At 34.0% G+C, this 25,633-nt stretch carries 29 protein-coding genes and 1 tRNA gene; 5 read left to right on the top strand and 25 right to left on the bottom strand.

The features are described 5' to 3' along the window. Together Q0783_RS12045 and Q0783_RS12040 are read right to left on the bottom strand one after the other, a co-directional pair. Window positions 1-4,778, bottom strand: a 4,778-nt coding sequence (locus Q0783_RS12045) for a M14 family zinc carboxypeptidase (RefSeq protein WP_298895457.1), incomplete at its 3' end; no start/stop codon positions are given. Between the two features lie 385 nt (window positions 4,779-5,163). Next, window positions 5,164-5,237, bottom strand: a tRNA-Met gene (locus tag Q0783_RS12040). Between the two features lie 128 nt (window positions 5,238-5,365). On the opposite strand from Q0783_RS12040, the gene Q0783_RS12035 reads away from it, so the two are divergent. Both Q0783_RS12035 and Q0783_RS12030 read left to right on the top strand, forming a co-directional pair. After that, window positions 5,366-5,758, top strand: coding sequence for an START-like domain-containing protein (locus Q0783_RS12035; protein ID WP_298895455.1), 393 nt, complete (start codon window positions 5,366-5,368; stop codon window positions 5,756-5,758). Between the two features lie 57 nt (window positions 5,759-5,815). After that, window positions 5,816-6,661, top strand: a complete 846-nt coding sequence (locus tag Q0783_RS12030; RefSeq protein ID WP_298895454.1) for an aminotransferase class IV — start codon at window positions 5,816-5,818, stop codon at window positions 6,659-6,661. On the opposite strand, the gene Q0783_RS12025 is transcribed toward Q0783_RS12030, so the two are convergent. The 5 genes from Q0783_RS12025 to Q0783_RS12005 form a co-directional block, all read right to left on the bottom strand. Further along, the gene (locus tag Q0783_RS12025; protein ID WP_298895452.1) at window positions 6,658-7,218 is read right to left on the bottom strand and encodes a YqgE/AlgH family protein; all 561 of its coding nucleotides are present in this window, start codon (window positions 7,216-7,218) and stop codon (window positions 6,658-6,660) included. The genes Q0783_RS12030 and Q0783_RS12025 overlap by 4 nt on opposite strands. A gap of 121 nt (window positions 7,219-7,339) precedes the next feature. After that, window positions 7,340-7,612, bottom strand: a complete 273-nt coding sequence (locus Q0783_RS12020) for an HU family DNA-binding protein (RefSeq protein ID WP_230936058.1) — start codon at window positions 7,610-7,612, stop codon at window positions 7,340-7,342. 198 nt (window positions 7,613-7,810) lie between these two features. Next, on the bottom strand, window positions 7,811-8,764 hold the full coding sequence (fmt, locus tag Q0783_RS12015) for a methionyl-tRNA formyltransferase (protein WP_298895449.1): 954 nt from the start codon (window positions 8,762-8,764) through the stop codon (window positions 7,811-7,813). Between the two features lie 3 nt (window positions 8,765-8,767). Beyond that, window positions 8,768-10,666 (bottom strand): ATP-dependent DNA helicase RecQ, encoded by a 1,899-nt coding sequence (locus tag Q0783_RS12010; RefSeq protein ID WP_298895447.1) that lies wholly within the window; start codon window positions 10,664-10,666, stop codon window positions 8,768-8,770. Continuing rightward, window positions 10,667-11,206, bottom strand: coding sequence for an ATP-binding protein (locus Q0783_RS12005; RefSeq protein WP_298895445.1), 540 nt, complete (start codon window positions 11,204-11,206; stop codon window positions 10,667-10,669). Window positions 11,207-11,296: 90 nt separating this feature from the next. Between Q0783_RS12005 and Q0783_RS12000 the strand changes: the two genes are divergently transcribed. The 3 genes from Q0783_RS12000 (at window position 11,297) to murA (ending at window position 13,643) form a co-directional block, all read left to right on the top strand. Next, window positions 11,297-11,590 (top strand): DUF493 family protein, encoded by a 294-nt coding sequence (locus Q0783_RS12000; protein WP_298895443.1) that lies wholly within the window; start codon window positions 11,297-11,299, stop codon window positions 11,588-11,590. 91 nt (window positions 11,591-11,681) lie between these two features. Beyond that, a complete protein-coding gene (locus tag Q0783_RS11995) occupies window positions 11,682-12,317 on the top strand; it encodes a DUF4290 domain-containing protein (protein ID WP_230936053.1) in 636 nt (211 codons plus the stop codon). 9 nt (window positions 12,318-12,326) lie between these two features. Then, the gene (gene murA / locus Q0783_RS11990; protein WP_230936052.1) at window positions 12,327-13,643 is read left to right on the top strand and encodes a UDP-N-acetylglucosamine 1-carboxyvinyltransferase; all 1,317 of its coding nucleotides are present in this window, start codon (window positions 12,327-12,329) and stop codon (window positions 13,641-13,643) included. A gap of 55 nt (window positions 13,644-13,698) precedes the next feature. Here murA and Q0783_RS11985 read toward each other — a convergent pair whose 3' ends face one another. The 18 genes from Q0783_RS11985 to Q0783_RS11900 form a co-directional block, all read right to left on the bottom strand. After that, window positions 13,699-14,019, bottom strand: coding sequence for a hypothetical protein (locus Q0783_RS11985; protein ID WP_230936051.1), 321 nt, complete (start codon window positions 14,017-14,019; stop codon window positions 13,699-13,701). Between the two features lie 81 nt (window positions 14,020-14,100). Then, window positions 14,101-14,463 carry a nuclear transport factor 2 family protein gene (locus tag Q0783_RS11980; protein WP_230936050.1) on the bottom strand — a complete coding sequence of 121 codons (363 nt, stop codon included), beginning with the start codon at window positions 14,461-14,463 and terminating at the stop codon, window positions 14,101-14,103. Next, complete coding sequence (locus tag Q0783_RS11975) at window positions 14,460-15,161, bottom strand: SGNH/GDSL hydrolase family protein (RefSeq protein ID WP_298895440.1); 702 nt, start codon at window positions 15,159-15,161, stop codon at window positions 14,460-14,462. The genes Q0783_RS11980 and Q0783_RS11975 overlap by 4 nt, the downstream gene beginning before the upstream one ends. A 71-nt stretch (window positions 15,162-15,232) precedes the next feature. Continuing rightward, window positions 15,233-16,537, bottom strand: a complete 1,305-nt coding sequence (locus Q0783_RS11970) for a deoxyribodipyrimidine photo-lyase (RefSeq protein ID WP_298895438.1) — start codon at window positions 16,535-16,537, stop codon at window positions 15,233-15,235. Window positions 16,538-16,552: 15 nt separating this feature from the next. After that, window positions 16,553-17,020 (bottom strand): SRPBCC family protein, encoded by a 468-nt coding sequence (locus tag Q0783_RS11965; RefSeq protein WP_230936047.1) that lies wholly within the window; start codon window positions 17,018-17,020, stop codon window positions 16,553-16,555. A gap of 1 nt (window position 17,021) precedes the next feature. Continuing rightward, window positions 17,022-17,483, bottom strand: a complete 462-nt coding sequence (locus tag Q0783_RS11960) for a TspO/MBR family protein (protein WP_298895436.1) — start codon at window positions 17,481-17,483, stop codon at window positions 17,022-17,024. A gap of 6 nt (window positions 17,484-17,489) precedes the next feature. Next, window positions 17,490-17,657: a Lacal_2735 family protein gene (locus tag Q0783_RS11955; RefSeq protein WP_298895434.1), complete on the bottom strand. Its 168-nt coding sequence runs from the start codon at window positions 17,655-17,657 to the stop codon at window positions 17,490-17,492. Between the two features lie 3 nt (window positions 17,658-17,660). After that, entirely contained in the window at window positions 17,661-18,203 is a 543-nt protein-coding gene (locus tag Q0783_RS11950) for a glutathione peroxidase (RefSeq protein ID WP_298895431.1), read from the bottom strand. 2 nt (window positions 18,204-18,205) lie between these two features. Next, complete coding sequence (locus Q0783_RS11945) at window positions 18,206-18,889, bottom strand: SDR family oxidoreductase (RefSeq protein ID WP_298895429.1); 684 nt, start codon at window positions 18,887-18,889, stop codon at window positions 18,206-18,208. An 86-nt stretch (window positions 18,890-18,975) separates the two neighbouring features. Next, entirely contained in the window at window positions 18,976-19,200 is a 225-nt protein-coding gene (locus Q0783_RS11940; RefSeq protein ID WP_230936043.1) for a hypothetical protein, read from the bottom strand. A 4-nt stretch (window positions 19,201-19,204) separates the two neighbouring features. After that, window positions 19,205-19,900 (bottom strand): GTP cyclohydrolase I FolE, encoded by a 696-nt coding sequence (folE, locus tag Q0783_RS11935; protein WP_298895427.1) that lies wholly within the window; start codon window positions 19,898-19,900, stop codon window positions 19,205-19,207. 55 nt (window positions 19,901-19,955) lie between these two features. Then, window positions 19,956-20,228 carry a TIGR03643 family protein gene (locus Q0783_RS11930; protein WP_298895425.1) on the bottom strand — a complete coding sequence of 91 codons (273 nt, stop codon included), beginning with the start codon at window positions 20,226-20,228 and terminating at the stop codon, window positions 19,956-19,958. A gap of 5 nt (window positions 20,229-20,233) precedes the next feature. Continuing rightward, window positions 20,234-20,659 carry a hypothetical protein gene (locus Q0783_RS11925; protein WP_298895423.1) on the bottom strand — a complete coding sequence of 142 codons (426 nt, stop codon included), beginning with the start codon at window positions 20,657-20,659 and terminating at the stop codon, window positions 20,234-20,236. Window positions 20,660-20,823: 164 nt separating this feature from the next. Further along, a complete protein-coding gene (locus Q0783_RS11920; RefSeq protein WP_298895421.1) occupies window positions 20,824-22,248 on the bottom strand; it encodes an SDR family oxidoreductase in 1,425 nt (474 codons plus the stop codon). A gap of 3 nt (window positions 22,249-22,251) precedes the next feature. Further along, window positions 22,252-22,869, bottom strand: coding sequence for a flavin reductase family protein (locus tag Q0783_RS11915; RefSeq protein ID WP_298895419.1), 618 nt, complete (start codon window positions 22,867-22,869; stop codon window positions 22,252-22,254). Then, window positions 22,869-24,179 (bottom strand): AarF/UbiB family protein, encoded by a 1,311-nt coding sequence (locus Q0783_RS11910; protein ID WP_298895418.1) that lies wholly within the window; start codon window positions 24,177-24,179, stop codon window positions 22,869-22,871. Before Q0783_RS11910 ends, Q0783_RS11915 begins: the two co-directional genes overlap by 1 nt. A gap of 10 nt (window positions 24,180-24,189) precedes the next feature. Next, window positions 24,190-24,846 carry a TetR family transcriptional regulator C-terminal domain-containing protein gene (locus Q0783_RS11905; RefSeq protein ID WP_298895416.1) on the bottom strand — a complete coding sequence of 219 codons (657 nt, stop codon included), beginning with the start codon at window positions 24,844-24,846 and terminating at the stop codon, window positions 24,190-24,192. Window positions 24,847-24,939: 93 nt separating this feature from the next. After that, window positions 24,940-25,596: an aquaporin gene (locus Q0783_RS11900; protein ID WP_298895414.1), complete on the bottom strand. Its 657-nt coding sequence runs from the start codon at window positions 25,594-25,596 to the stop codon at window positions 24,940-24,942. Between the last annotated feature and the right edge of the window lie 37 nt (window positions 25,597-25,633).

Here is a 25,633-nt window from a genome sequence, read left to right as displayed (position 1 = left end):
GCAGGCTCAGCAGGTTGTGTACCAGTGATCTCCCACGCACATGTTGTGTTGTTAAAGGTTGCAGTCTCATAACACTCCGTTGCAGGTTCAGCAGGTTGTGTACCAGTGATCTCCCATGCACATGTTGTGTTGTTAAAGGTTGCAGTCTCATAACACTCCGTTGCAGGTTCAGCAGGTTGTGTACCAGTGATCTCCCATGCACATGTTGTGTTGTTAAAGGTTGCAGTCTCATAACACTCCGTTGCAGGTTCAGCAGGTTGTGTACCAGTGATCTCCCACGCACATGTTGTGTTGTTAAATGTTGCAGTTTCATAACACTCTGTTGCAGGCTCAGCAGGTTGTGTACCAGTGATCTCCCACGCACATGTTGTGTTGTTAAAGGTTGCAGTCTCATAACACTCCGTTGCAGGTTCAGCAGGTTGTGTACCAGTGATCTCCCACGCACATGTCGTGTTGTTAAATGTTGCAGTTTCATAACACTCTGTTGCAGGCTCAGCAGGTTGTGTACCTGTTATCTCCCACGCACATGTCGTGTTGTTAAATGTTGCAGTCTCATAACACTCTGTTGCAGGTTCAGCAGGTTGTGTACCTGTTATTTCCCACGCACATGTTGTGTTGTTAAAGGTTGCAGTCTCATAACACTCAGTTGCAGGCTCAGCAGGTTGAGTTCCTGTAGTTTCCCATCTACATGTAGTATAGTTATATGTATTTGTTTCCCAACATTCTAAACCAGTAGGTTCATCCTGGATGCTTATCGTTACAACAGCAACACAAGTGTCTATATTTCCGTTGGTGTCGGTAACGGTTAATGTTACATTATTAGCACCTTCATCAGCACATGTAAACGCTGTTTGCGAAGCAGAAATAGAAGCGATTCCACAGTTGTCAGAAGAACCATTATTTATATCAGCAGCTGTTATAGTTGCGTTTCCGGTAGCATCTAATTGCACAGCAATATTTTGACACACAGCTACTGGGTCTTGATTATCAACAACTACATTTACATTAAATGAAGCCGTGTTTATGTTTCCATTACCATCGTTTACAGAATAGCTAATGACAGTAATTCCAGCAGGGAACACACTTCCACTATTTAATCCTGTACCATCAGTTCGGGTAGGAGTTAGACCAGTTCCACAATTATCAGTAACAGTAGGGTCTGTCCATGAAGGTTGATTATTTCCACAAGTTAATGTGATATCTGAAGGAACACCTACAAATACAGGATCTATTTGATCAACAACAGTTACTACTGCGACGCAGGTGTCATCTTGAGCATCTCCATCAGTGACGGTAAGTGTTACGTTTACGGTTCCAATATCAGTACAGTCAAAAGAATTAATATCAATACTTCTTCCAGTAATAGCTACATCATCTGTAGAGCCACCATCAATATCTGTTGGAACAATTGTTGCGTTTCCAGTGTTATCTAATTGTACAGTAATATTTTGGCATACAGCATTAGGGGGAGCAGAACCTGTGGCAACGTCAGAAGTAATTCCGAAGTTATCTAATGAGATATCACCTTGCCATCCAGTTGTTCCATCAGAACTAGTTGTCGCGCTAAGTCTTAATTTTATTGATTGTCCATCGAATAAAGACAAATCTACGTTTTGTGTTTTCCATGCATCGGCATGGGCATTTTGTTGACTTCCAGTTAGTGTGTAATCTGTTAATGTTGTATAGTTCGCACCATTATCGACACTAACATCAACAGTAAGCACTCCGATGAACCCACCAAACATGTGGTAATCAAATGTCATAGCTGCATTTTCTCTTCCAGTAAAATCAAGACACGGACTTACAAGTCGAGCTATTTTACTAGGGAAATTAGGGTTAGAAGCTTCAATAAATATGAAACGACTACCGTCTGATGCTAAAGATGGTCCTGTATCATTAGAAGGAGTTGAGTTTCCGTCGCCTTCTTCAGCTTTATTGGTCCAATCAAAATCGTCAGTTGCATCATTTGTCCAAACACCGAATGAGTTAGCAACTTCAAAGCTTTCAGAATACGGGAAAGAACTTATAGAACCTCCAGTACAAGGAATAGGGCTTGGTGTTGTAAATGTTTCAGAAGTTGAATAAGCAGATGCTGTTGTATTACATCTTGTTGCTACCTGTACTTCATAATTTGTATTTGCTGTAAGTCCAGAAATATTATATGAATTAGTTGCAATATTTGTGATTTCATTCCAAGAACCTGATCCCACTTCTCTATATCTTATATCATAAGTAGTTGAAGGGATATTATCCCAAGAAACAGATGCAGACATAGGAGTAACAAGCGTAACTGCAAGATTTGAAGGAGCAACGCTATTATCACATGGGACTTGTAGTCCGATAATTTTAAAATCATCAAAGAAAAAACCTTCTGCATTAGCAGAGTAGTTTTCAAATCTATTGTTGGCGTCAGTTCTAAATCTAAATCTAAATCGAGCATTTGGAGCTTGAAATAGGGATGCATGATTGGTTGCATCAATAACAACTTCTTCCATAACCCATTTGTCCATACGATCTCCATCATAAACTCTACCGCTACTATTATTATTTTGTTGGAAAGAGTGACTTGTAGAGGTTTTATCACCATGTTCATTAGTAGTAAAACTTGTCGCATTTGGTTTGTTGTAAATACCACAAAGCGATACCCAGTTGGTGCCGTCTGTAGATCCTTCAAATTCAACAAAATCGAAGTTACGTTCTAAATCCCATTTTGTATAAAACTGAATGATTACTTCATCAGAACTTGATAAATCATGTGTATTTGTTGTTATAGATGTATTTTCGTTTGAGCCATAAGATGATATGGCATTGTTACCTGTTTTTATAGCACGACTACCAGAGTATGCAGCACCCGTCGCATTTGAAGCAGTCCAAGTACCTGATAAGTTCCAGTTTGTTGTTATCGAATTCGCATCTGGGTCATCGGCTAAAATCACATTAGGTTGATAGTATTTTTCAACATTTATATTGTAAAATACATTTGTACCATCTGATAATTGCACATTATACTCAATTTTATCATTAGGTTGAATACTTCCGTTTAAAACGATTTGAGCAGTGACATTGTTTTGATCTAAAATACCCATTCCACTTTGAACAGGAATAGAAGCTATAGAAACAATATTTGATGAAATAGGTGTTACGGTTAATGTAAAATTACTTGCCGTTTGTCCAATACGTTCAATACCAAACGTCAAGTCTGACGTAAGACTATTAATATCACTTTGGGTTAAATCATGCAGTTTTGCATATTTTCCTCCATAATAAGCATTCATTAAATTGATTCGCATACCTCTTGCTGCTATCACATCAATTTGTGATAAAGAAGGCCAGAAACCACCTTCGCTTCCAAAACTACCATGTTCGGGCGTAGAGGCTAAGATATTTTGACCAGAACCTACTGAAGCAGGACTACTATCATTAGGAAAGGAGTTGTTGGCATTACTTGTCGTATTACCATTATCTGCGGTACCACCTACCATCCAGTCATCAGCAATACCGTTTGCAGGAGTAAATATTGTAGCTCCAGATACATATCTGTTAAATCTAGACATGTCCTCATGCCACTGGTGCATTTCATCTTCTCTATTTGAAACTCTTGTAGGAACACCTCCATATGGATGAGGAATGGCATTAGCTGCCGAGTGATGCATCAAACAGGTTTCAAAATTTCTTGCTAAAACAAAGTCTCTTAAAATTTGTGCTTCAGGCTCAGAGAAAGGTGCTGGACCTCTATAAGTGTCACTAGAAGGTACATCTGAAGAACCACTGGCATCACCATCGGCTCCCCATAAGTAGTCGAAGTTTCTATTAACATCAACCCCTCTTGTAGCAGTACTATTGGATGTGCTACCTGTATTTGGTCTACAGTTCTTTCTTTGGAATGTACCACCACCAGAATTTAAATGCTGATTCCAGCGCAAACCATCAGGATTTACAACCGGAATAAAATATAATTCGTTATTGTCTACTAAGTTTTTAATTGCAGGATCGGTATCATAGTTTTCAAGAAGATACCACATGAAGTACATGTTATTCATTAAACTACTTACCTCTCTTGCATGTATCATTGATGTATACAAGATTTGAGGTTTACTTCCTTCAGGAGAAGATTGATCTCCAGTAATTCTTACATACCATATCGTTTTAGGATCCCATCTGGTCGTACCTTGTCCTGTATATGTTAATCCATTATTAGTAATTGTACCTGATGGATTTCCCCAAGTTGTTTGATTAGTTGGAGAAGCATCTGCTTTAGCCGAAATTAGACTAGGATAGTTAGCGAACATTTGATCCAGTTCTGCTTCCATTTCGTCCACTGTTAAACAACCACCAAGAGATCCTTGGTTATAATTAGTTGGCGTTACCCAATTGACTTCTTCGCACCCAGTATATTGTAAATGGTTGTCAAGTATAGTACTCGCAATTGATCGATTGCTTATACTAGGTTGATTGCTTGACTTAAATTGAGCATAGGCATCATCTATTGTTATTTCGGAATTATTCCTTTCTTGATAAAATTGCGTAAGGTCTTCAACAGTAACGTTGTATTGAATTCCGGCATTATCAATTAGGTTTAATTGTTCCATTGACAATTCTAATTGGATAGTATTGTCTTTGTATACTGCACCACATCTTAAATCAATACCAATATCTAGTAATGTTTGTATTGTGGTATCAGAATTATCATTAATGATAATACGCTTGTAAATTTCTTGCGCAAATGAAGTTTGAACTACTAAAAATAGTAGCACAAGTAAGCAGGTAATTTTTCTCATTAGTTTGGGGTTTAATGAATTTATGTCGTTTAATCAGGTCGCTAATATATCAATTTATTTTAATTATACTCCATAAAACGCAAAAAAAACCGATGAAATGCATTTTTTTAACATTTGAAAAATATCTTGTAAGAAATAATTGACTGAAAATCAATGAATTGTTAAAATATGTGTGTTTTGATGATTTTAGAAGATTTTGATTGTAATGTATCAATACATATTAAATGGAGAACGAGATTTATATAACCTTAATAAGATGCCTTGTAAATAGTAAAAGAAGATACTACGCATTTTTGTAATTTTTGGCTTTCACTTCGCTTTTAAGCATTGCTTAAGCTTCTAAAAACAAAAAAGCCTGATGATTACATCAAGCTTTTTACTGCTGTAGCGAGAACGAGATTTGAACTCGTGACCTCCGGGTTATGAATCCGACGCTCTAACCAACTGAGCTACCTCGCCATTTATAAGGGTGCAAATATAAAAACAAAATTTATCTGAACAAACATAAAATGCTCAAATTATTTTTTTTGATTTTTAGTTTTAAACTCAACAATTAATGTATATATTGACAACATAATAATTTATCTATGGAAGACAAAGTTAAAATTGAGATGGAGTTTGTTATTCACGCTTCGCCACAACTTTTATATCAATATATATCTACACCTTCTGGTTTATCAGAATGGTTTGCCGATAATGTGAATTCAAGAGGAGAACTGTTTACATTTATTTGGGATGGTAGTGAAGAAAAAGCAAAGCTATTAAGTAAGAAAAGTGGTGAACGCGTAAAGTTTAGATGGCTAAATGACGAAGAAGATGGCGCGTCTTACTTTTTTGAAATACGTATTCAAGTTGATGAAATCACTAAAGATGTTTCTTTAATAGTTACCGATTTTACTGATGATGATGAAGTTGATGAAGCGAAAATGCTTTGGGATAATCAAATTTCAGATTTGAAACAAGTTTTGGGTTCTGCTTAGAACTTCTCAATCATATTAGTTTTATATTTGTCTCGATTTTTAATCGAGACTTTTTTTATGATAAATATAAATGGTGAGTTAGTTGAAAATTCCAGCTTTATAACTTTTGAAAATAGAGGTTATAAATATGGAGATGCTCTTTTTGAAACTTTGAAAGTGGTACATGGCAAAATTTTGTTTTGGGAAGATCACTATTTTAGATTGATGGCTTCTATGCGTATCATGCGAATGGAAATACCAATGAATTTCACTATGGAATTTCTTGAAGCTGAAATTTTAAAAACTATAAATGGTAATGGATTAGCAACTTCATCTGCAAGAGTTAGATTAAATGTTGATAGAGGAGATGGTGGTAGATATCTTCCAAAGAACAAAGCTATATGTTATAGTATAGTTGTAGAATTATTGGAAGACGATTTCTATTTAGCATCGACAAAGGAATCATATACTGTCGATTTATATAAAGACTATTTTGTTGCTCCAGGATTGTTATCTACGTTAAAAACAAATAATAAGGCTATTAATGTTTTGGGCAGTATTTATGCGGAAGAAAACAAGTTAGATAATTGTTTACTATTAAATACAAATAAGAATGTTGTTGAAGCTTTGCAAGGAAACTTATTTTTAGTTTCAGGTGAAACAATCAAAACACCACCTCTTGATGATGGTAGTTTGAAAGGTGTTATGCGTAAACAAATTATTGATGTGATTTTAAACTCTGGTGATTATGTTTTAGATGAGACTTCAATTTCTCCATTTGAACTTCAAAAAGCAGATGAGTTATTTATCACTAATGTTATTGTTGGGATTCAACCAATATTACAGTATCGAAAAAAGATTTACGGGACTAAAATCTCAGAAGATATCTTGAAGCGTTTAAATACAAAGTTGAGATTGTCTTAATTATAACTCGGATTTTCTGGAGCATTAGACCAAAGGGAATAATCTCCGCCGAGCTCTAACATTTTTTCTTTCCAAAAGGAATCACAGCACTTTTCTATGAGTTCATTTTTGTAGACATTTTCAGATACAATCCATGCTTGAGATTCTAGCTCATTATCTAATTGTTTAGCGTCCCAACCAGAATATCCAAGAAAAAATCTAATATCTGAACCAGTCAATTTATTCGCATTAAGAAGTTCTAAAACAGCATCAAAATTTCCTCCCCAATACACACCATGGGAAATTTCTATACTATCTGGGATTAAATCTGGTACTTGATGAATGAAATAAAGATTGTCTTGTTCAACAGGGCCTCCGTTATGAACTTTAAAAGTGGCTTCTGTTTCAGGAATCAGGTCGTTAAGTGTATATTCTAATGGTTTGTTTAAGATAAACCCAATTGACCCTTGTTCGTTATAATCGGCCAATAATATGACAGACCTATTAAACGATAAGTCGCCTATTATTGAAGGCTCAGCAATTAAAAGATGTCCTTTTTTGGGCTTTGATATAATCATAACAATATGATTTACGTACTAATCTAAAACATATTTTCCTAATAACCAATAATTTTGATAGAATACATAAAACAAAAAGCCCACTTTAAAGTGGGCTTTTCGTAATCTATTTAAAGAAATACTAGTTTACAGCACTACTTAAATCAGAACCAGCTTTAAACTTTACTACGTTTTTAGCTTTGATTTGTATTGTTTTACCAGTTTGAGGGTTTCTTCCTTCTCTTGCAGATCTTCTTGAAACTGACCAAGAACCAAATCCTACTAAAGAAACTCTGTTTCCTTTTTGTAAAGATCCTTCGATGTCAATTAATAATGAATCTAATGCTTTCTTAGCAGCTGCTTTAGTAATTCCAGCATTCTCTGCCATTCCATTGATTAAATCTGTTTTGTTCATAAAATTTGTATTTTAAATTGTTAAAAAAATAGTTGGGTTAAACATTATCGTTAAATCCGTCTACAAATTTATACGTAAAATCCATCTACGCAAGTAATAGCAAGGGAAATACAAATATTTGTTGATAACTTAGGGCATTTGTTAATAAAGGGCTGCATTTCGTCGGATTTTTTTCAAATATCAATAAACATAAGGGTTTTAGAGCATTTTAGCATTTTCACTAAAATCATATCCATTTAGTAATGATTTAGCGTCCATTTTTCGTTTACCTGGAAGTTGTAATTCCTTAATATTAATGTAACCACCTCTAACTGCAACTTTTAACTCATTTTTTGAGACGATTAATTGTCCGTTGTCTAAATCGTGTTCATCATTCTCTTTTTCTACATTGAAAATTTTGACATCTAATTCATCATTATTATTGTAAAGGCGACACCAAGCTGCTGGGAATGGGTTTAAACCACGTATCTTATTATATATGGTGTCGATGTCTAAGTTCCAATCGATCTTACAATTCTCTTTATTGAGTTTATAAGCGGTTTTCAGATTTTCTATTTTAGGCTGTATTGTTGTTTCTACTGTTCCTTCTTGAATAAGGTCTACTGTTTTTATTACAAGTTCGCTACCCATCACCATAAGCTTGTCATGAAGTGACCCAACAGTTTCATTATCATCAACAGCGATTGCCTCTTGTAATATAATGGCGCCTGTGTCTATTTTCTCATCTATAAAAAAAGTAGTAGCACCAGTTACTTTTTCGCCATTAATAATCGCCCAATGTATAGGAGCTGCACCTCTATAGTTTGGTAGGAGTGAGGCATGTAAATTAAATGTACCATAGGCTGGCATGTTCCAAACAACTTCAGGGAGCATCCTAAAGGCAACAACAATTTGAAGATTTGCTTCAAGGGATTTTAATTCTTTAATGAAGTCTTCATTTTTAAGGTTTGTAGGTTGTAGAAGGTTCAAGTCTTGTTCAATGGCATATTTTTTTACAGCAGATTCATGCAGTTTTCGTCCACGTCCTGCAGGTTTGTCTGGAGCAGTAATAACACCAACAACGTCATAATCGTTCTCAACAAGTGTCTTTAATGTGGCAACTGCAAAATCTGGAGTTCCCATGAATATGATTTTTAATCGCTCTCTCGTCATAATCTATTTTATTTTATAAGTATTGGCAGGTGTTGTGGTAATCAAATCGTGTTCAAGTAATACTGCTATAATTTTTAGGAGTTTAGTTTTTTCTACTGGTAATTGTTCAACTAATTGTCTAGAGCTTAAAGGTTGCTTTTCCAGTGCTCGAATGACTTGCTGTTTGATTGTGTTAAAATCTATGTTCTCTTTTGAGATATTATCAGGTTTACAAACAGTACAACGTCCACAATTTTTGTCCGACTCTTCTCCAAAATAATGGAGTAGTTGTCTACTTTTACAAATAGAATCATTTTTTATGTATTCTAATACTGAATTTACTTGAAAACGTTTTAACTCTTGTTGTTGCTCAACAACATTTGCAATTCTATGTATTGTTTTATCATCTTCTCTAGGTTGAAGAAAAATAACTTCAGAGTCTGTATTAGAAAATAAGAAATCTACAATCCCATCTTTTTGGAGCTGCTGTAAGACAGCGATAACCTCTTTTTCATTTGTAGCTGCTTTATCTGCAATCAATATCAAATTAATAGCCAACTGATGTTCAAAGATACCACCATAAGTTCTTAAAATCGTTTTTACAATAATATTGTATTGCTTATGAGTTTCTAAATATGAAAACATAGCAGGATTGCTTACAATAAATTGTAGTTTGGTTTTGTAATTGAATTCTTGTGATAATTTAATAATACTATTTCTATCTAAAAGCTTAAGTGTATTAAATGTTTTAGCGCTTTTGAAATCGTAAGCTTTGCAAAATTCACTAAAATTAAAACGGTGTGTTGTTAATTCGCCTTCTCCATATGATATCTGAAAGTAGTTGCATAGTTTTCTGTATACTAACTTAATATCATCGATAGAGGGTAAGCTATTGATAAATTGATTTTTTAAAACCTGTTCGTCTGAAGCATTTGTTAATAATATGGCAAACGCATCTTCATTATTTCTACCAGCGCGACCAGCTTCTTGGTAGTAGCTCTCGAGACTTTCAGGTAAATTAATATGTATAACTGTTTTTACATCAGATTTATCAATTCCCATACCAAAAGCAGTTGTAGCTACCATAACTTCCTTTTGATTGTTCATCCATTGGTACAAGCGATCTTGTTTGTCTTTGGTTGGGATTCCACCATGGAAAAAGGTAGAACTAAATCCTTTTCTTTCTAAAGTGTTATGAATATCAACACTCATTTTTCGGCTCCTTACATAGATAATTGACGCACCAGGATATTTTTTTAACTGTTGTTCTAAATCATAGATTTTATCTTCACTGTGTATAACTTGGTAAGCTATATTGGGTCTAACAAATGATGCTTTAAATACTTTTGGAGATATAAAATCTAAGGCGTTTATTGTTTCTTCTATAACTTTTGGCTTAGCGGTAGCTGTTAATGCAATTACATTTACACTAGGTTGTAATTGTCTTAGAAGTGTAATGTTTTTGTAAGCAGGTCTAAAATCATTTCCCCATTGACTAATACAATGGGCTTCGTCAACAGCTATGAGGTTTACATTCATTTGCTGTATGCGATGCTTTACGATATCTTGCTGAAGTCGTTCTGGAGATAGGTATAAAAATTTATAATTGCCATAAATGCAATTATCGAGCATCGTATCAAGTTCATTATATTTAATGCCACTGGTGATTGCCATAGCTTTAATACCTTTTCTTTTTAAAGTATTCACTTGATCTTTCATTAAAGCTATTAATGGAGATATGACAATACAAATACCATCTTTAATTAGCGCTGGAATTTGAAAACATATAGATTTTCCACCTCCAGTAGGTAATAACGCAAAGGTGTCATTATTATCTAAAACAGACTGAATAATCTCTTCTTGATAAGGCCTAAATGAAGTGTGGTTCCAATATTGTTCTAATATGTTGATAGGATGTGACATCTATACATTTAAGATCTCTAAAATAAAATCTGCGCGCTGCTCTATGCTTGCAAAAGGCACATCGGTTAATTGATATCCAAAACGCTCATATGTATCTAGTAATGCATGATGAATTTCTACAGCTTGATCAAAATTCTCATAACGTTCGTTATCAGTTACAAAAATTTCTTGCCAAGGTGTTAGAACAAAAACTTTATCATAAACATGAGTTTCACATGCCTCTGTAAACTCTTTTGGATAATCACTATTGGCGTAATCCATATAGGCTAAAACATCTGGGAGGCCTCTATCTAAAAATATAATGTCCTTTTTAATAGCTTGAGCGTCTTTGAATTGCTGGATTCTAGCATTTAACAGTAATTCGCTAAATAACAAAGGTTTGGTTAAGAACAACTGCTCGATTCCATCCTCTCTGGCTGCTAATGTTACTTGTCTTGAGACTTCTTCAAAGCAGGTGTAATCACGTTTTATAAGTTCATTAATTATAGATGATTTTCCTGTTCCAGGACCACCAGTTATAACGATTTTTCTTGTATTCAAATTGGCAAGGTTTTGGCTGTAAAATTAACAATAATTAGGCAAAGCAAAATACAAAGTAAAATGTATCTTTGCTTCCGAAGAAAAAATGTTATGAGTCCACAGAAAAAATCAGAAGAATTTTATAAAAAACTCAGAGGTCAATTATATGAAACAACAACTTGGCCATCTGAATATCTTTACAAATTTATAGTGCCTACAGATCCTAATAAAATAAAGCAGATAGAAGATTTATTTAATAATCTTGGCGCAGTAATTACAACTAAAGAATCGGGTAAAGGTACTTACACGAGCGTATCGGTTAATTTACAAATGAAAGACCCTGATGCTGTTATTGCTAAATACAAGGAAGTAGCCAATTCTGTTGAAGGTGTTATTTCTTTGTAAAAAGAAGTTTCAATAACTATTTTTTTGTATTTTGCAAGCACATGCAGATGTACTTCATGCATGATTTAAAAATACTACACAAATTTATATTTTGATAGACGATTTAGAATACAACACAGAGCGTGAACATTTGATTATTCCTGAGTATGGAAGACATCTTCAAAAAATGATTAATTACGCTAAAGATTTGCCAACTAAGGAAGAGCGTAATAAAGTTGCAAAATCAATCATTAACGTGATGGGGAATTTACAGCCACATTTGCGTGATGTGCCAGATTTTCAGCATAAACTTTGGGATCAATTATTTATTATGTCCGATTTCAAATTGGATGCAGATTCACCATACCCTAAGCCTTCAAAAGAAGAGTTGAGTGAAAACCCAGAACCTTTAAAATATCCTCAAAACCACCCTAAATATCGTTTCTACGGAAATAACATCAAAACAATGATTGATGTTGCCAATACATGGGAAGAGGGTGAGTTAAAAGAAGCGTTGGTATATACTATTGCCAACCATATGAAAAAGTGTTTCCTGAATTGGAACAAAGATACGGTAGAAGATGACGTGATTTTTGAGCACTTATTTGAGCTTTCAGGAGGCAAGATTAATTTAAAAGGAGGTGCTGAAGACCTTTCAGATTCTACCAGTTTGATGAGAAACAAAAAGAAATATTCTAGCAATAAGAAGTCGCATCACAAAAAGAACAAAAACCGAAAACGTTACTAACTATAGTTCATGGGAACATTTATTATTGAAGGAGGTCACCAGTTAAAGGGAAAAATACAACCTCAAGGTGCTAAAAACGAAGCATTACAAATTTTATGTGCGGTACTCTTGACTGCAGAAGAAATTAGAATCGATAACATTCCAGATATTATCGATGTAAACAAGCTTATTGCTCTGCTTAAAAAGCTAGGTGTTAAAATTAATAATGTTGGTAAGGGATCTTATACTTTTAAAGCCGACGAGGTTAATCTCAAGTATTTAGAGTCTGCCGAGTTTAAAGAAGATGGAAAAGGGCTTAGAGGTTCTATTATGATTGTAGGTCCATTGTTAGCACGCTTCGGAAAAGGATATATTCCAAAACCTGGAGGAGATAAGATTGGCCGTCGTCGTTTAGATACTCACTTTGAAGGATTTATCAATCTTGGTGCAAAATTTAGATATAATAAAGAGGATTACTTTTATGGTGTAGAAGCTGATAAACTTAAAGGAACTTATATGCTCCTCGATGAAGCCTCAGTTACTGGAACAGCAAATATTGTAATGGCTGCTGTCCTTGCTGAAGGAACCACTACTATTTATAATGCAGCTTGTGAACCTTATTTGCAACAACTTTGTAAAATGCTCAATAGAATGGGAGCTAAGATCAAGGGCGTTGGTTCTAATATGTTAATCATAGATGGTGTGGATACATTAGGCGGAACAACGCATAGAATGCTTCCAGATATGATCGAAATTGGAAGTTGGATTGGGTTAGCCGCAATGACTAAAAGTGAACTTACTATTACTAATGTAAGTTGGGACGATTTAGGTCAAATACCAGATGTGTTTAGAAAAATAGGAATCACTGTAGAACAACAAGGCGATGATATTCATATTCCAGCACATACTAATGGTTACGAAGTACAAAACTATATAGACGGTTCAATTCTAACAGTTTCAGATGCGCCTTGGCCTGGGTTTACACCAGACCTATTGAGTATCGTTTTAGTAGTGTTAACACAAGCTAGAGGAAGCGCACTTGTACATCAAAAAATGTTTGAAAGCCGTTTATTCTTTGTGGATAAGCTCATCGATATGGGAGCCAAAATTATTCTTTGCGATCCGCATCGTGCCACAGTAATTGGTCATGATTTTAAATCGCAGTTGAAAGCGACTACAATGACCTCTCCAGATATTAGAGCAGGTGTGTCATTATTAATTGCAGCTTTATCTGCCAGTGGAACATCAACAATTCATAATATTGAACAAATCGATAGAGGTTATGAGAACATTGACGAGCGTTTAAGAGCTATTGGAGCCAAGATCACACGAGTTGATGGAAATTAAATTCTTCTAAGGAAAAATCATAAATAAAAAGCCTCGATAATTCGAGGCTTTTTATTTAATTGAGATGCTTCGCATCAGTACCCATAAGTGTTTTTCTAAACTCTTCTGGTTTCTTATCATTTAACAAATTGAGTTTGCCTAATTCGTCTATGAGTTCTCGAAAATGGGTTTCGCGAGCATCAAATTGCGCTTTGTTTTTATAAGTTGTTACCAAGATCAAATGAAAAGGAGCTTCATCAGTAAACTCCGTTTTTAAGATTTGATAAGATGCTATATAATCCTTTTCAAGTGCTTTAATTCTTAGCACTTTCCAATTATTGTTATAATAGTGCATAGCTTCGGCTACGTTATCATTTTGGATTTGTACAAAATCCATGCTGGAAATATTTTCATCGTGTTGTGCAAAACAGATGCTACAGCATAAAAAAGCAAATACAGTGTATAGTTTCATATTGAATTATTCCATTGAATAGAAAAACTGCTCATTAGTTATTTTTCCATCTTTAACTTCAAAAACTGCAACTTCCTCCATTTGTTGTCTTCCTCTATCTTTAAAAGTAACATCAAAGGTCATTTTACTCGTAAAATGATTGTTAGTAACTGTAGGCTCACTTATTTCACCACCATGCCATTCGGCAACATTATCTAACCACTCTTTGTTTTTGTTCCATACATTCTGTTTACCTGAAACAATCTCATCAGGCATACCTGGCATTTCTCTGCTTGTTACATTTTCAGCATAAAGTTCATTGATGCAGTCTAAGTTTTTACCTTCTCTGCACATCTGAGTCCATTGTTGTGCGACGTCTTTAGTGTTCATTTTTTTAGATTTTTATTATTGATTAATTTAATTATTGAATGAAATGAATCTTTACTGGTCATCCACGTCTGAGACATTTCAAACGGTAAGTCTTTTAATGTTTTATCTGGATATATAGTATTAAAAATAGTTAGCGCAGCTAAAAAGCTTCCAGCTTTGGATGGATGAAAATCATCTGCACTATATAAAGTTTCTAGACCTTTGACCATATCGTAAGCTTTCCATAGTTCTCCCACTGGGCATAACAAAGCATTGTTAGTCTTGGCAGCTAATTTGTGATTTGCTATCACAGCATCAAAAGTGTGATAATAGTATTTTGACGGCCATACCATAAAAAAGGCTAACTGACTTCCATTGTCATCACATAGCACTTTAATTTTAGCGCCATCATTCAAGAGCATTTGTTTCCCTTCGTTTTGTGAAGAAGGACCTTGCTGCACAATCACATAATCAAACGTACCTGTTTTTAATAACTTTTGAAGTTTTCCTTCTTTTAAGTGATCTACTAAAGCATAATTTGGATAACACAATGTTGTTGTTTCAACAGTTTCGTTAAAATTTGAAGCTATATGCTCAACAATTTTTGGAAGATCGTTTGTGTATGTTAAGCTGTTTCCAACGAATAAAAGTTGTTTGGATTTATCTTGTGAATAAAATGATAATGAGATAAATAGAATCCAAATAAAACGAAGCTGCATAGTTATTCATAAAGTTGAGCACTTAAATTTAGTGAAAAACAACCATGAGACTCTTAAAAATATGTTAGGATTTATTGCAGTGCTTCTTTATATGTTTTAAGACAACGTTCTCTAGCTTCTTTATGATCAACAATGGGTTTAGGATAAGTAAATTCTTGGTAATCTGGAACCCAAGTTTTGATGTATGTATGATCCTTGTCAAACTTTTGGATTTGAGAGGTTGGGTTAAAAATCCTGAAATATGGTGCAGCATCAACTCCAGAACCTGCAACCCATTGCCAGTTTCCAACATTGCTTGCCATGTCATAATCGTGTAATTTTTCAGCGAAATAAGCTTCGCCCCAACGCCAATCAATAAGTAAGTGCTTACATAAAAAACTACCAACTAGCATCCTCACACGATTGTGCATAAATCCGGTTTGGTTGAGTTGTCGCATTCCGGCATCAACAAGAGGATATCCAGTTTTTCCTTCACACCAAAGTTGGAATTCATCTTCGTTATTGCGCCATTCTATTCTGTCGTATTTGGATTTAAATGATTCTGTTGCTGTATGTGGAAAATGCCATAATATCTGCATGAAAAATTCTCTCCAAATTAGTTCTTGCCAGAAGATTTCATTGTTTTCGGCTACGGCTTTCTTTACCATTTTCCGAATGCTTACAGTTCCAAAACGTAGATGCGGACCTAATCGAGATGTCGAGTCTTTAGCTGGAAAATTACGAGTGTTTTCGTAGTCTTGAATCAATGTAGGTGTTACATCATACTTAGCTATCTTTAGGGTTGACGTTTTAAATCCGATATCAAATAAACTCAAATTAGGTAAGTTCGTGTGCTTGATTAGGTTCTTTAAAAGAGGGTTTGTATGAAAAAAATCAAGATTACGAGTTCTAAATTGGGCTTTCCATACTTTCATGTAAGGTGTATAAACTACATATGGATTACCATCTTTTTTTACCACTTCATCTTTTTCAAAAACGACCTGATCTTTAAACGTTTTGAATTCAATATTTTTTTTGGATAAAAGCCTTTTTATTTCATTATCTCGTTCTCTAGCGTAGGGTTCATAATCGTGATTGGTATACACAACTTGGATATCATAATCTTTAACTAACTGCTCATATATATCTATTGGTTTTCCATAAAACATGGCAATACTACTGTTGTGTTCTTCATGAAGTGCTATTCGCATTTTCTGTAAAGTATCATGAATAAAAGTGACTCTAGCATCATTTTCTGGAAGTTTACTTAGTATTTCTGAGTCAAAGATAAAAATAGGTAAGACAGGATAATCACTCTTAAGAGCTTTATATAAGCCTACATTGTCATCAAGTCTAAGATCACGTCTAAACCAAAAAATACTAAGGGGTTGTTTCATAAAAGGTCAATTGTCTTATTTGGTGTAAGTTCCGAATAGTTCTTCTAATTTCTTAGTACGATAGTTGAAAATTTCTTCCAATTTTGGTTTTACGAGTATTGGATGTACGAGCTGACCTATAATTCCGAAGGGAACTTTGTAATCAATAATATCTTCCATTTCTACACCACCTTCTATTTCTTTAATGAAATGTTTATGGTGCCACAAGGCGTATGGTCCAAAACGTTGTTCATCTACAAAATAGTGTTTATCAATGCTATGAGTTATTTCGGTAACCCATTTTGTTTTAATACCTAGAACAGGAGTCACTATATACTGAATGATTTGACCAGCAAACATAGGGCGATCTGCTCCAGATAAGATTTCAAATCCCATATAGTCAGGTGTAATTGTCTTAAGGTTATTTGGGTCGGATAAAAAATCCCAAGCAGTTTCAACAGAGATTGGTAAGTTCTGTTTTTTATGTAATCTGTAAATTTTCATATCAGTTGTATAATAAAATGTATAAATTAAGTGATGTAGCAATGCACAACCAAATTAAGTAAGGAAGTATGAAAAGAGATTTTGCTTTTAAATCTTTGACATACGTAAATAAAAATGCAGTAACAATAATGGTTAGTAGCACAATATCTATCAAAGCTATGTCTACCAGTTTTTGGTGAAAAAATATAAAATTCCAGCTTACATTAAGTATGAATTGTATGGCAAATAATACTATGATTTTTTGTGTTGGTCTTTTTAAATAGAGAAAGGACATATATACTGAAAAGCAAATCATTATGGTAGTCCAAGCCGCTCCAAAAACCCAACCATCTGGTGTCCAAGGAGCTTTTTCAAGTGTTAAATACCAATCGCCTTGAGGTCCTTCTGCCATAAGCCATGAGCCAATGCCCAATGCACCAAAGTTGATGATTAAGAATACGATAAAAATTTTCAAAAATTTCATCTGAATCTACTTTTGAAGGATTTCTATTTGATCGAGTATTTTTTGAGCTTCGGCATATTTTTTATCACTTTCTCCTCTGTTTGTAGCTGATAATGTATGCCATTCTTTCATTAGTTTTTCGTATCTCTTCTGAAGCTTGTCCAACTCAGATGTTTTTTTAAATAATGCGAGCATAGATTATTGCTTTAGATGTTTAGTTATTTTTGGACTTGTTGGTGATGTCATCGAATAGTAAAAATCGATGAGTTCTCCATTGGGTCCTACCAGATATTTTTGGAAATTCCACTTTACACTAGAGTTTTTAACACCATTTCTTCGTTTTTGGGTTAACCATTGATATAGTGAATGTTGTTTTATCCCTTTAGTATTAATTTTTTCTGTTATAGGAAATGTAACTCCATAATTTACTTCACAAAAAGATTCTATTTCACGAGAATCTCCTGGTTCTTGATTTCCAAACTGATTACATGGAACACCTATAATAACCAACGTATCTTGGTAAGTGTTGTAGAGTTTTTGAAGGTCTTTGTATTGTGATGTAAATCCGCATTTTGAAGCAACATTTACAAACAGTAAGTGTTTTCCTTTGTATTTAGATAGATTTAAAAATTCCCCATTTAAAAGGTTGATTTTCATATCGTAAAGTGATGCATTATCCACTGGTTGTTGAGTTTTAGGTTTTGAAAAAAGAGTCGTCATAAAAATAAGTAAAGGTTTCATAATTAAATTTTAAAGCTTACGATACCATAATCCATTTCAAATACTTGTCCAGATATTGAGTTTGCTTTTTCAGAAAGCAAGAATTCTGCCATTCCAGCAACATCCTTTGGTTGTAAGAACTTTTTCATTGGGTGTCGTTCGGTAATATTTTCAATCATTTTTTCGTTGCGTAGTAGTTTTGCAGCTAACTCCGTATTTGTTACGGTAGGAGCTATGGCATTAATTCGTAATGATGTTGCTAATTCTGCACCAAGAGATTTAACTAAACCTTCAACTCCAGATTTGGCTGCAGCAATGCTAGCATGAAAAGGCATACCTAATTTGGCAGCCACTGTGCTAAATAAAACAATTGATGGATCGTCACCATTCTTAATCACGTTTAAGTACTTTTGGATTGCTTTTACAGCTCCAATGACGTTAATTTCATAATCTTCTCGGAAATCGTCTAATATAAAGCGACCAATAGGTTTTAAATTTATACTACCAGGGCAATATACTAAGCCATCAGCACTTTCAATATTTGGTAATTCATCAGACAGAATATCACAATTATAATGCGTTAAATTGTCGTGAGAATTTTCAGGTTTCGTACGACTTATATTGATGATTTTATTTTGTTCTAACAAGAGATCTACTATAGCATTCCCTATGCCTTTACTACCACCGATGACGATATAGGTCTTCATTTTTAAATTGGTTTATTATAAATAGAGCGTAATAGATAGCTGTAAGTGAAGCTATCCATTACGCTCGTTCTCAAATAAGGTTAAGTTTATGCAGTTAATGGCGCTCCTTTTAGGCGCTTCTCAACTTTTCTTTTTATTACTGTCAAACGCTTCATGATTTCCATGATGTTTTGGTCTTTTTTCTGCTTATAGATTTGATTTAAATCTAAAATTAACGCTTTGGCTTCACGTGAAATCTTTACACGATCACTAGTAGATAATGATCGCATTTTTCTTTGCTCAAATTCTAATGCTCTATTTATTAATTCCATAATCTTAATTGTTTATATAGTTGTGTAATTCTGTTATTTTTTCTGCTTTATTAAATTGTCCGCCGTAATAGGTCGTTACCGTCGCCGAAGTATCATCTTTAATTCCTCTTGATGAGACACATAAATGTTTAGCATCTATAATTACTGCAACATCTTCAGTCTCTAATACGTTTTTCAATTCTTCGGCTATTTGATTGGTTAAACGTTCCTGTACTTGTGGACGTTTAGCGTAGTATTGAACTATTCTATTCAATTTTGATAAACCTATTACTTTGCCAGATGAAATGTAAGCCACATGTGCTTTGCCGATGATTGGTACGAAATGATGCTCACAATTTGAATAAAACGTAATATTTTTTTCTACCAACATCTGATTATATTGGTATTTATTATCAAAAAGTGCAATCTTAGGTTTGTTATTAGGGTTTAAACCTGAAAATATTTCATCGATATACATTTTTGCTACACGCTTGGGTGTACCTTTTAAAGAATCGTCAGTAAGGTCTAATCCCATAACGTCCATAATCTCTTCAAATAAGATAGCAATACGTTGCTTTTTTTCATCATCACTAAGTTTAAAAGCATCCTTTTTCATTGGAGTTTCTAATCCTGTAAAAAGATGGTCGTCACCAATATCAGTAGTTGAAAATCTGTTGAGGTTGTGGCCGTTTTTTTTGAGGTTTAAAGTGTTTGTACTCATGTGTTGTCTTTTTAGTGTGCTGTCCTTAGGAACTCATCTCCTAAGTCAAAGCACGTTATCGTTTTGAAATCGAGTTGTGTGTAATTTGTTTTTGTCTAGAACATTTAAAACGTCCTTCTAGAAATGATCTTAGTTTTTCATGTTTGGTTTTTCTTCCTTGAACACGTTTGCGCCACATTTTAAAACTTTTTGGTTTCATTTCTTTGCGCATCAATTCAATCACATCTTGTTCTTTTAGACCAAATTGAAAGTTTATAGCTTCGAAAGTGGTTCTGTCTTCCCAAGCCATTTCTATTATTCTATCAGTCGCTCTTACATCTAATTCCATACACGTTAAAACTGAAAGTTAAATTGTTCATCATATTTTACTTTTGCTTGTAAAAGTTTATCAAAAAACTGTTTGTTCTCTTTAAAGGTTTTGCTGTTTCTAAAGTGAATATACTTTCCTTGAGCATGAATGCTAGTTCCATTTGTCTTGTATATCACTAATTGATAATAGGGGATAATCCAAGTAAAGTTTTTTAGACCTTTATTAATATAAATCAATATGCCATGCGATCGCATTTCTATGTTAGCATAATTAATGTCTGAAACCTTGTTAAGATATTGAGTCATATTCGGACTCACATCTTCAATAATCATACGTTTAGACCCTATCCCTTTCATTTTGAGAGCCTCAAAAAATGAAAAGGGTTTGCCAATCAAATCAACAATGATTTTTTTATGCTCTTTATTAGAATGTGTGGAATCTAAAATCAACTTTAATTATTTTGATACAAATCAAAAATACAAAATGTTTAAAGTTTATTAAATATGATTAAACAAAAATTTAACATATTACTATAGATTTTATTTATAGTAACGTAAATTATTGATTTGCAAAAAGTTAAAGTCTTTAAAGTAAATTGAAGTAGTAGTTTTTATTAAACATCAACAAGTTTATTGATCATTCCAGAAAAAATGAGCCCATGAAAAGGTAATACGCTATACCAATACAATCGTCCCCAAAGTCCGCGAGGTCTAAATGTAGCGGTTTGTTTAAGTAAATTGTCTTCAATTTTAAATTCTAACCATGCTTCTCCAGGTAGACGCATTTCTGCATAGAGTAGTAGTTTTTGCTGTTCTTTATCGGCAAATATGACACGCCAAAAATCTAAAGCATCACCAACGTCAAGATTTGTGGGACTTGTACGTCCTCGACGTAAACCAATACCACCAAATAGTTTGTCAATATAACCTCTTAATTTCCACAGAAATGTACCGTAATACCAACCAGTAGTACCACCAATACTCCAAATTTTATCAATGGTTTTTTTAGAATCCTTGACTTGACGTTCTTTATAATCTTTAAAACACCCAAATTTTGGAACATTGATGTACTTATGAACGTTGTTTCTCAATCGCCCACTACTAACCATAGAATCTTTCCAACTGGATATGATACTATTTTGCTCTATTTTTTCAAAAGCCAGTTCAACAGCTTCTTTGTATGATTTTGGATTAACATCTAAAATGTTGTTGATATTACTTGGCTTTCCTATAATTTGAACACCCATACTATCTACTAATGATGTCGCTAATTTATAGGATGTTGAGGTCACAAAATACAACCAATAAGAGGATAGTTTTGGTGTCATCACTGGGACTGTTAGTATATATCGTTTCAATCCTCTTACTTCTGCAAATTGTAAAAGCATTTGCTTGTAGGTTAAAATTTCTGGACCATAGACATCAAAGGATTTATTGTAAAGTTTTTTGCATCCGACACTACGATGTAAAAAAGATAATACATCTCTTACAGCTAATGGCTGCGTTTTAGTATTTAACCACTTGGGCGCAATCATAAAAGGGAGTTTCTCTACCAAGTCCCTAATGATCTCAAATGAAGAACTGCCAGAACCAACAATTATTCCCGCTTTGAAAATTGTAAGCGCATATTGATCAGATTTTAAGGTGTCTTCAACATTTTTACGTGATTGTAAATGTTTAGATAGATTATCTTCATTAGTAATTCCGCTGAGATAAATAACTTGCTTAACCTTAGTTTTCTCTAATTGATTTTTGAAGTTGACTGCGCAACGTTCCTCAAGGGATTCAAAATCTTTAGACGAATTAGACATGGAATGAATCAAGTAAAACGCAGCATCCAAATCATTAGGAATATTGTGAAGTGTTTCAGGTTTCAAGAAATCGGCTTCTATAATATCTATGTCGTTGTCGTCTGCATAACCTTTATCAGCACGCAGTTTGTCTCTAACAGCGCACACGACATGATGCCCATCATTGTTTAGTAACGGAATCAACCGTTTACCAATATAACCTGTGGCGCCTGTTACAAGAATTTTCATTCGTTATAATTTTGGTCGTTGATACCCAAAACGTGTTTTTAGTTCTGGCACAGCATAACCATCTAAGCCATTTATAGCTGCTACCTTAGCTTTAGATAAGTTTATAAAACCGTCATCTTCCAATATGTTATCATTAATATATAAGCCTACTATTTTCCCTATGACAAGAATAGTGTCATTGGCTTTAATTTCATATTCTTCAACATATTGCATTGCTAATTGTATGGGAGCATTTTTCACAAATGGTGCTTGAAATTCATTTTTATATTCTGAAATGAGACTCGTTTTGTCAAATTCTGAAATATCTACATCGTATTTGGCTGAGGTATGGTGTGCGTCCTCTAGGATAGATTCGTGAATGTGATTTATAGTATAGTATCCTGACGCTTTTAGGTTTTCATAGGTGTTTCTCATGACTGTGGTTGGCCTCAAGAAAAAACCGAGCATTGGAGGATTTGAACCAATATGTGTCACAGAACTAAACACTGCAACATTTTCAATACCATTAGCAGATGATGAACCTAATAAATTTGCAGACTTATAACCTGAACAACTGTTAATTAGATTGATTCGGTATATATGATGAAAATTATCGAGTTGCTCATTACTAATGTATGTCATTACAAAGTATTGAAGTTGTTGATTTTTATGTTCTTAGCTTTTAAGTCAAACATAAGATTGTATAAACCAAAGAATGTTCTATTGATATAAATAAAATGTTTAGATCCGCGATTACCATTCATTTTTCTTAATTCGGTACTTTTTGAATAACGCTCACCTAATTCGGCAATTTTTCCGAAGAATTCGCCATCTGAGAAATCGAAAATTTCTGAGTGAAACGGTTGTGTAAATAAACTTAGCATTTCATGAAACATCTCTGTAAAGAAGGCTATTTCTTTAGGACTATCATCTGTTCTCAATATTTCGAGTTGATATAATTTCTCAACAAAGTACTCACGGTTATTAATGTTCTCTCTTTCGGCTAGTTCAAAATAAGGAACATAAAACTCTTCAGGAATAGATTTCATACAGCCAAAATCAAGAACAATAAGTTGTCCGTCCTTAGACACCAAGAAATTTCCAGGATGAGGGTCGGCATGTACTTTCTTTAACTTATGAATTTGGAACATGTAAAAGTCCCAAAGTGCTTGACCTAATTGATTGGAAAACTCTTGGTTTGTATTATAAGCTGAAAATTCTGAAAGGTGCTCACCAATCATATAATCCATGGTAATAATACGTTCAGAGGATAGATCTTCATAGTATTGAGGAAACAAAAGATTTGGTATATGAGCGCATTTTTGAGCAATTTCTTTACTTTGCTCAACTTCCAATATATAATTTGTTTCTTCAATTAATTTACCTTCAACTTCTTTAAAGTACTTATCAGAATCTTTTCCTTTAATGTTGAACATACTCATGGCTATGGGTTTAACCATTGCAAGATCTGAGGCGATACTTTCAGCAACTCCTGGATATTGGATTTTCACAGCAAGTTTTTTCCCATTTTTTTCTGCAACATGGACTTGTCCTATACTTGCAGCGTTAACAGAAGTTGCGTTAAAGGTATCATATATGTCATTTGGTAGTTTACCAAAGTATTTTTTAAATGTCTTTAATACTAATGGAGGTGATAATGGTGGTACTGAAAATTGAGCCAATGAAAATTTTTCAACATAAGCTTGAGGTAAAATGCTTTTTTCCATACTTAGCATTTGCGCTACTTTAAGTGCACTTCCTTTGAGTTGTTTTAAACCATCATAAATATCTTCTGCATTGTTTTGATTGAGTCGTTCTTTGGCTTCAGTTTCAGATTTTGTTAGCTTATCTCCATAGTATTTTAGATAATTAACGCCAACTTTTGCACCTGTTGATACTAGTTTTGTTGCTCGTTGTATTTTAGATGTAGGTATTTTGTCTATAGTTTTCATAGAGAGCAGATTAGTTCATGTGAATTTTTTCTTTGAAAATAAATTTCCCAAAGTCTATTAAGCTTTTGATTGGAGCAATGTCTAAGACATCAAAACTTGTATTTACAGATTTCTCTATAAAAATATCTGTTTTTTCAAAACCAGCAGAAGTGTCATCAATCCAAAATTTCATAGTTAGCAGTAGTTGCAGCCAAGCAGATTCTTTAAGTCCGCGACGTTGAATCCGATCAATTTGCTCTTGTTTAATTTCGATAAGTTCAATTCCAAGATGTTCAATATAATTTGTAAAAGAGCCCTTTAATTCAGAAAGTAAGCTCAAGCCTATAAGACTATTCTTATGACGATCTAAGGCGTATTTTACATAGCTTCTATTAGCCGTAAGATTTTCAAAGAAGGTAAAATAAAAGCTCAATAGCTTGTGTCGTGAATCAAAGGTTTGATAGTCTTCACTTTTTTCTAAAACTTTAATCGTATTGTGAAAGAATGCATTAAATACATCTTTTTCCAATGCTTCAAAAGATCCAAAGTGATCATAGAATTTTTGTTCTTCGAAGTTATTGGCCTTAGCAAAGGCATATACTGTATTGGGTTGTTGATTATGCTCTAAAACATAGTCCATATACATCGAAATGATGTCGTTGTTTGTAATAGTTTTCTTTTTTGCCATGACTGTTAAATTGTACTGTAAAGATACAAAATGTTTAATCATTAAAATTAAAAGTTAAACATAATTTAACAAGACATTATAAGAAGTAAGAGTTCAGCAGCAATTCTTATCTTTTACAAGAGCGCAACTCACAACAGCTAGAAAGGCTCCAACAAAAGGTGCTGTAAGGTATAACCACAGGTGTTGTAAGTTTCCAGATACTACAGCTGGTGCTAGCGAACGTATTGGGTTCATGGATGCTTTGGTCATAGGTCCTGCAAACATAGCTTCTAATAAAATCACACTTCCTACTGCTATAGCTGCCATAGTACCAATTTCTTTGCTTCCCGTTGATACATTTATGATCACAACCATCAAGAAGAACGTGAGTAATATTTCTAGTACAAATGCTTTGTATGCTTCGAAATTTTCGGCGGGTAATGTACTACCTAATGTTTCACTTTCGGGAAATAAGAACCAAAGAATAAAACAAGCAAGAAAAGCACCAATGGCTTGAGCTAGAATATATTTGGGAACTTCATTCCAAGGGAATTTTTTTGCATAAGCAAACCCAAAGGTAACAGCAGGATTAAAATGAGCTCCCGATATTTCTCCAAAGGCATAGATCATACTCATGACTATTAATCCCCAAGTTATAGCAACTCCAACATGTGAAATACTTCCATTGGTAATTTCGTTTACGGTCATAGCACCACAACCGCAAAATACCATAGCGAAAGTTCCGATGATTTCAGCGTAATATTTTTTCATATGATTAAATACTCAAAGAACCCGTTTTTAATTTAAG

It is taken from the genome of uncultured Psychroserpens sp., from assembly GCF_947500255.1.
Taxonomy (GTDB): Bacteria; Bacteroidota; Bacteroidia; order Flavobacteriales; family Flavobacteriaceae; genus Psychroserpens.
This window is presented reverse-complemented; position numbering and strand designations above follow the sequence as displayed.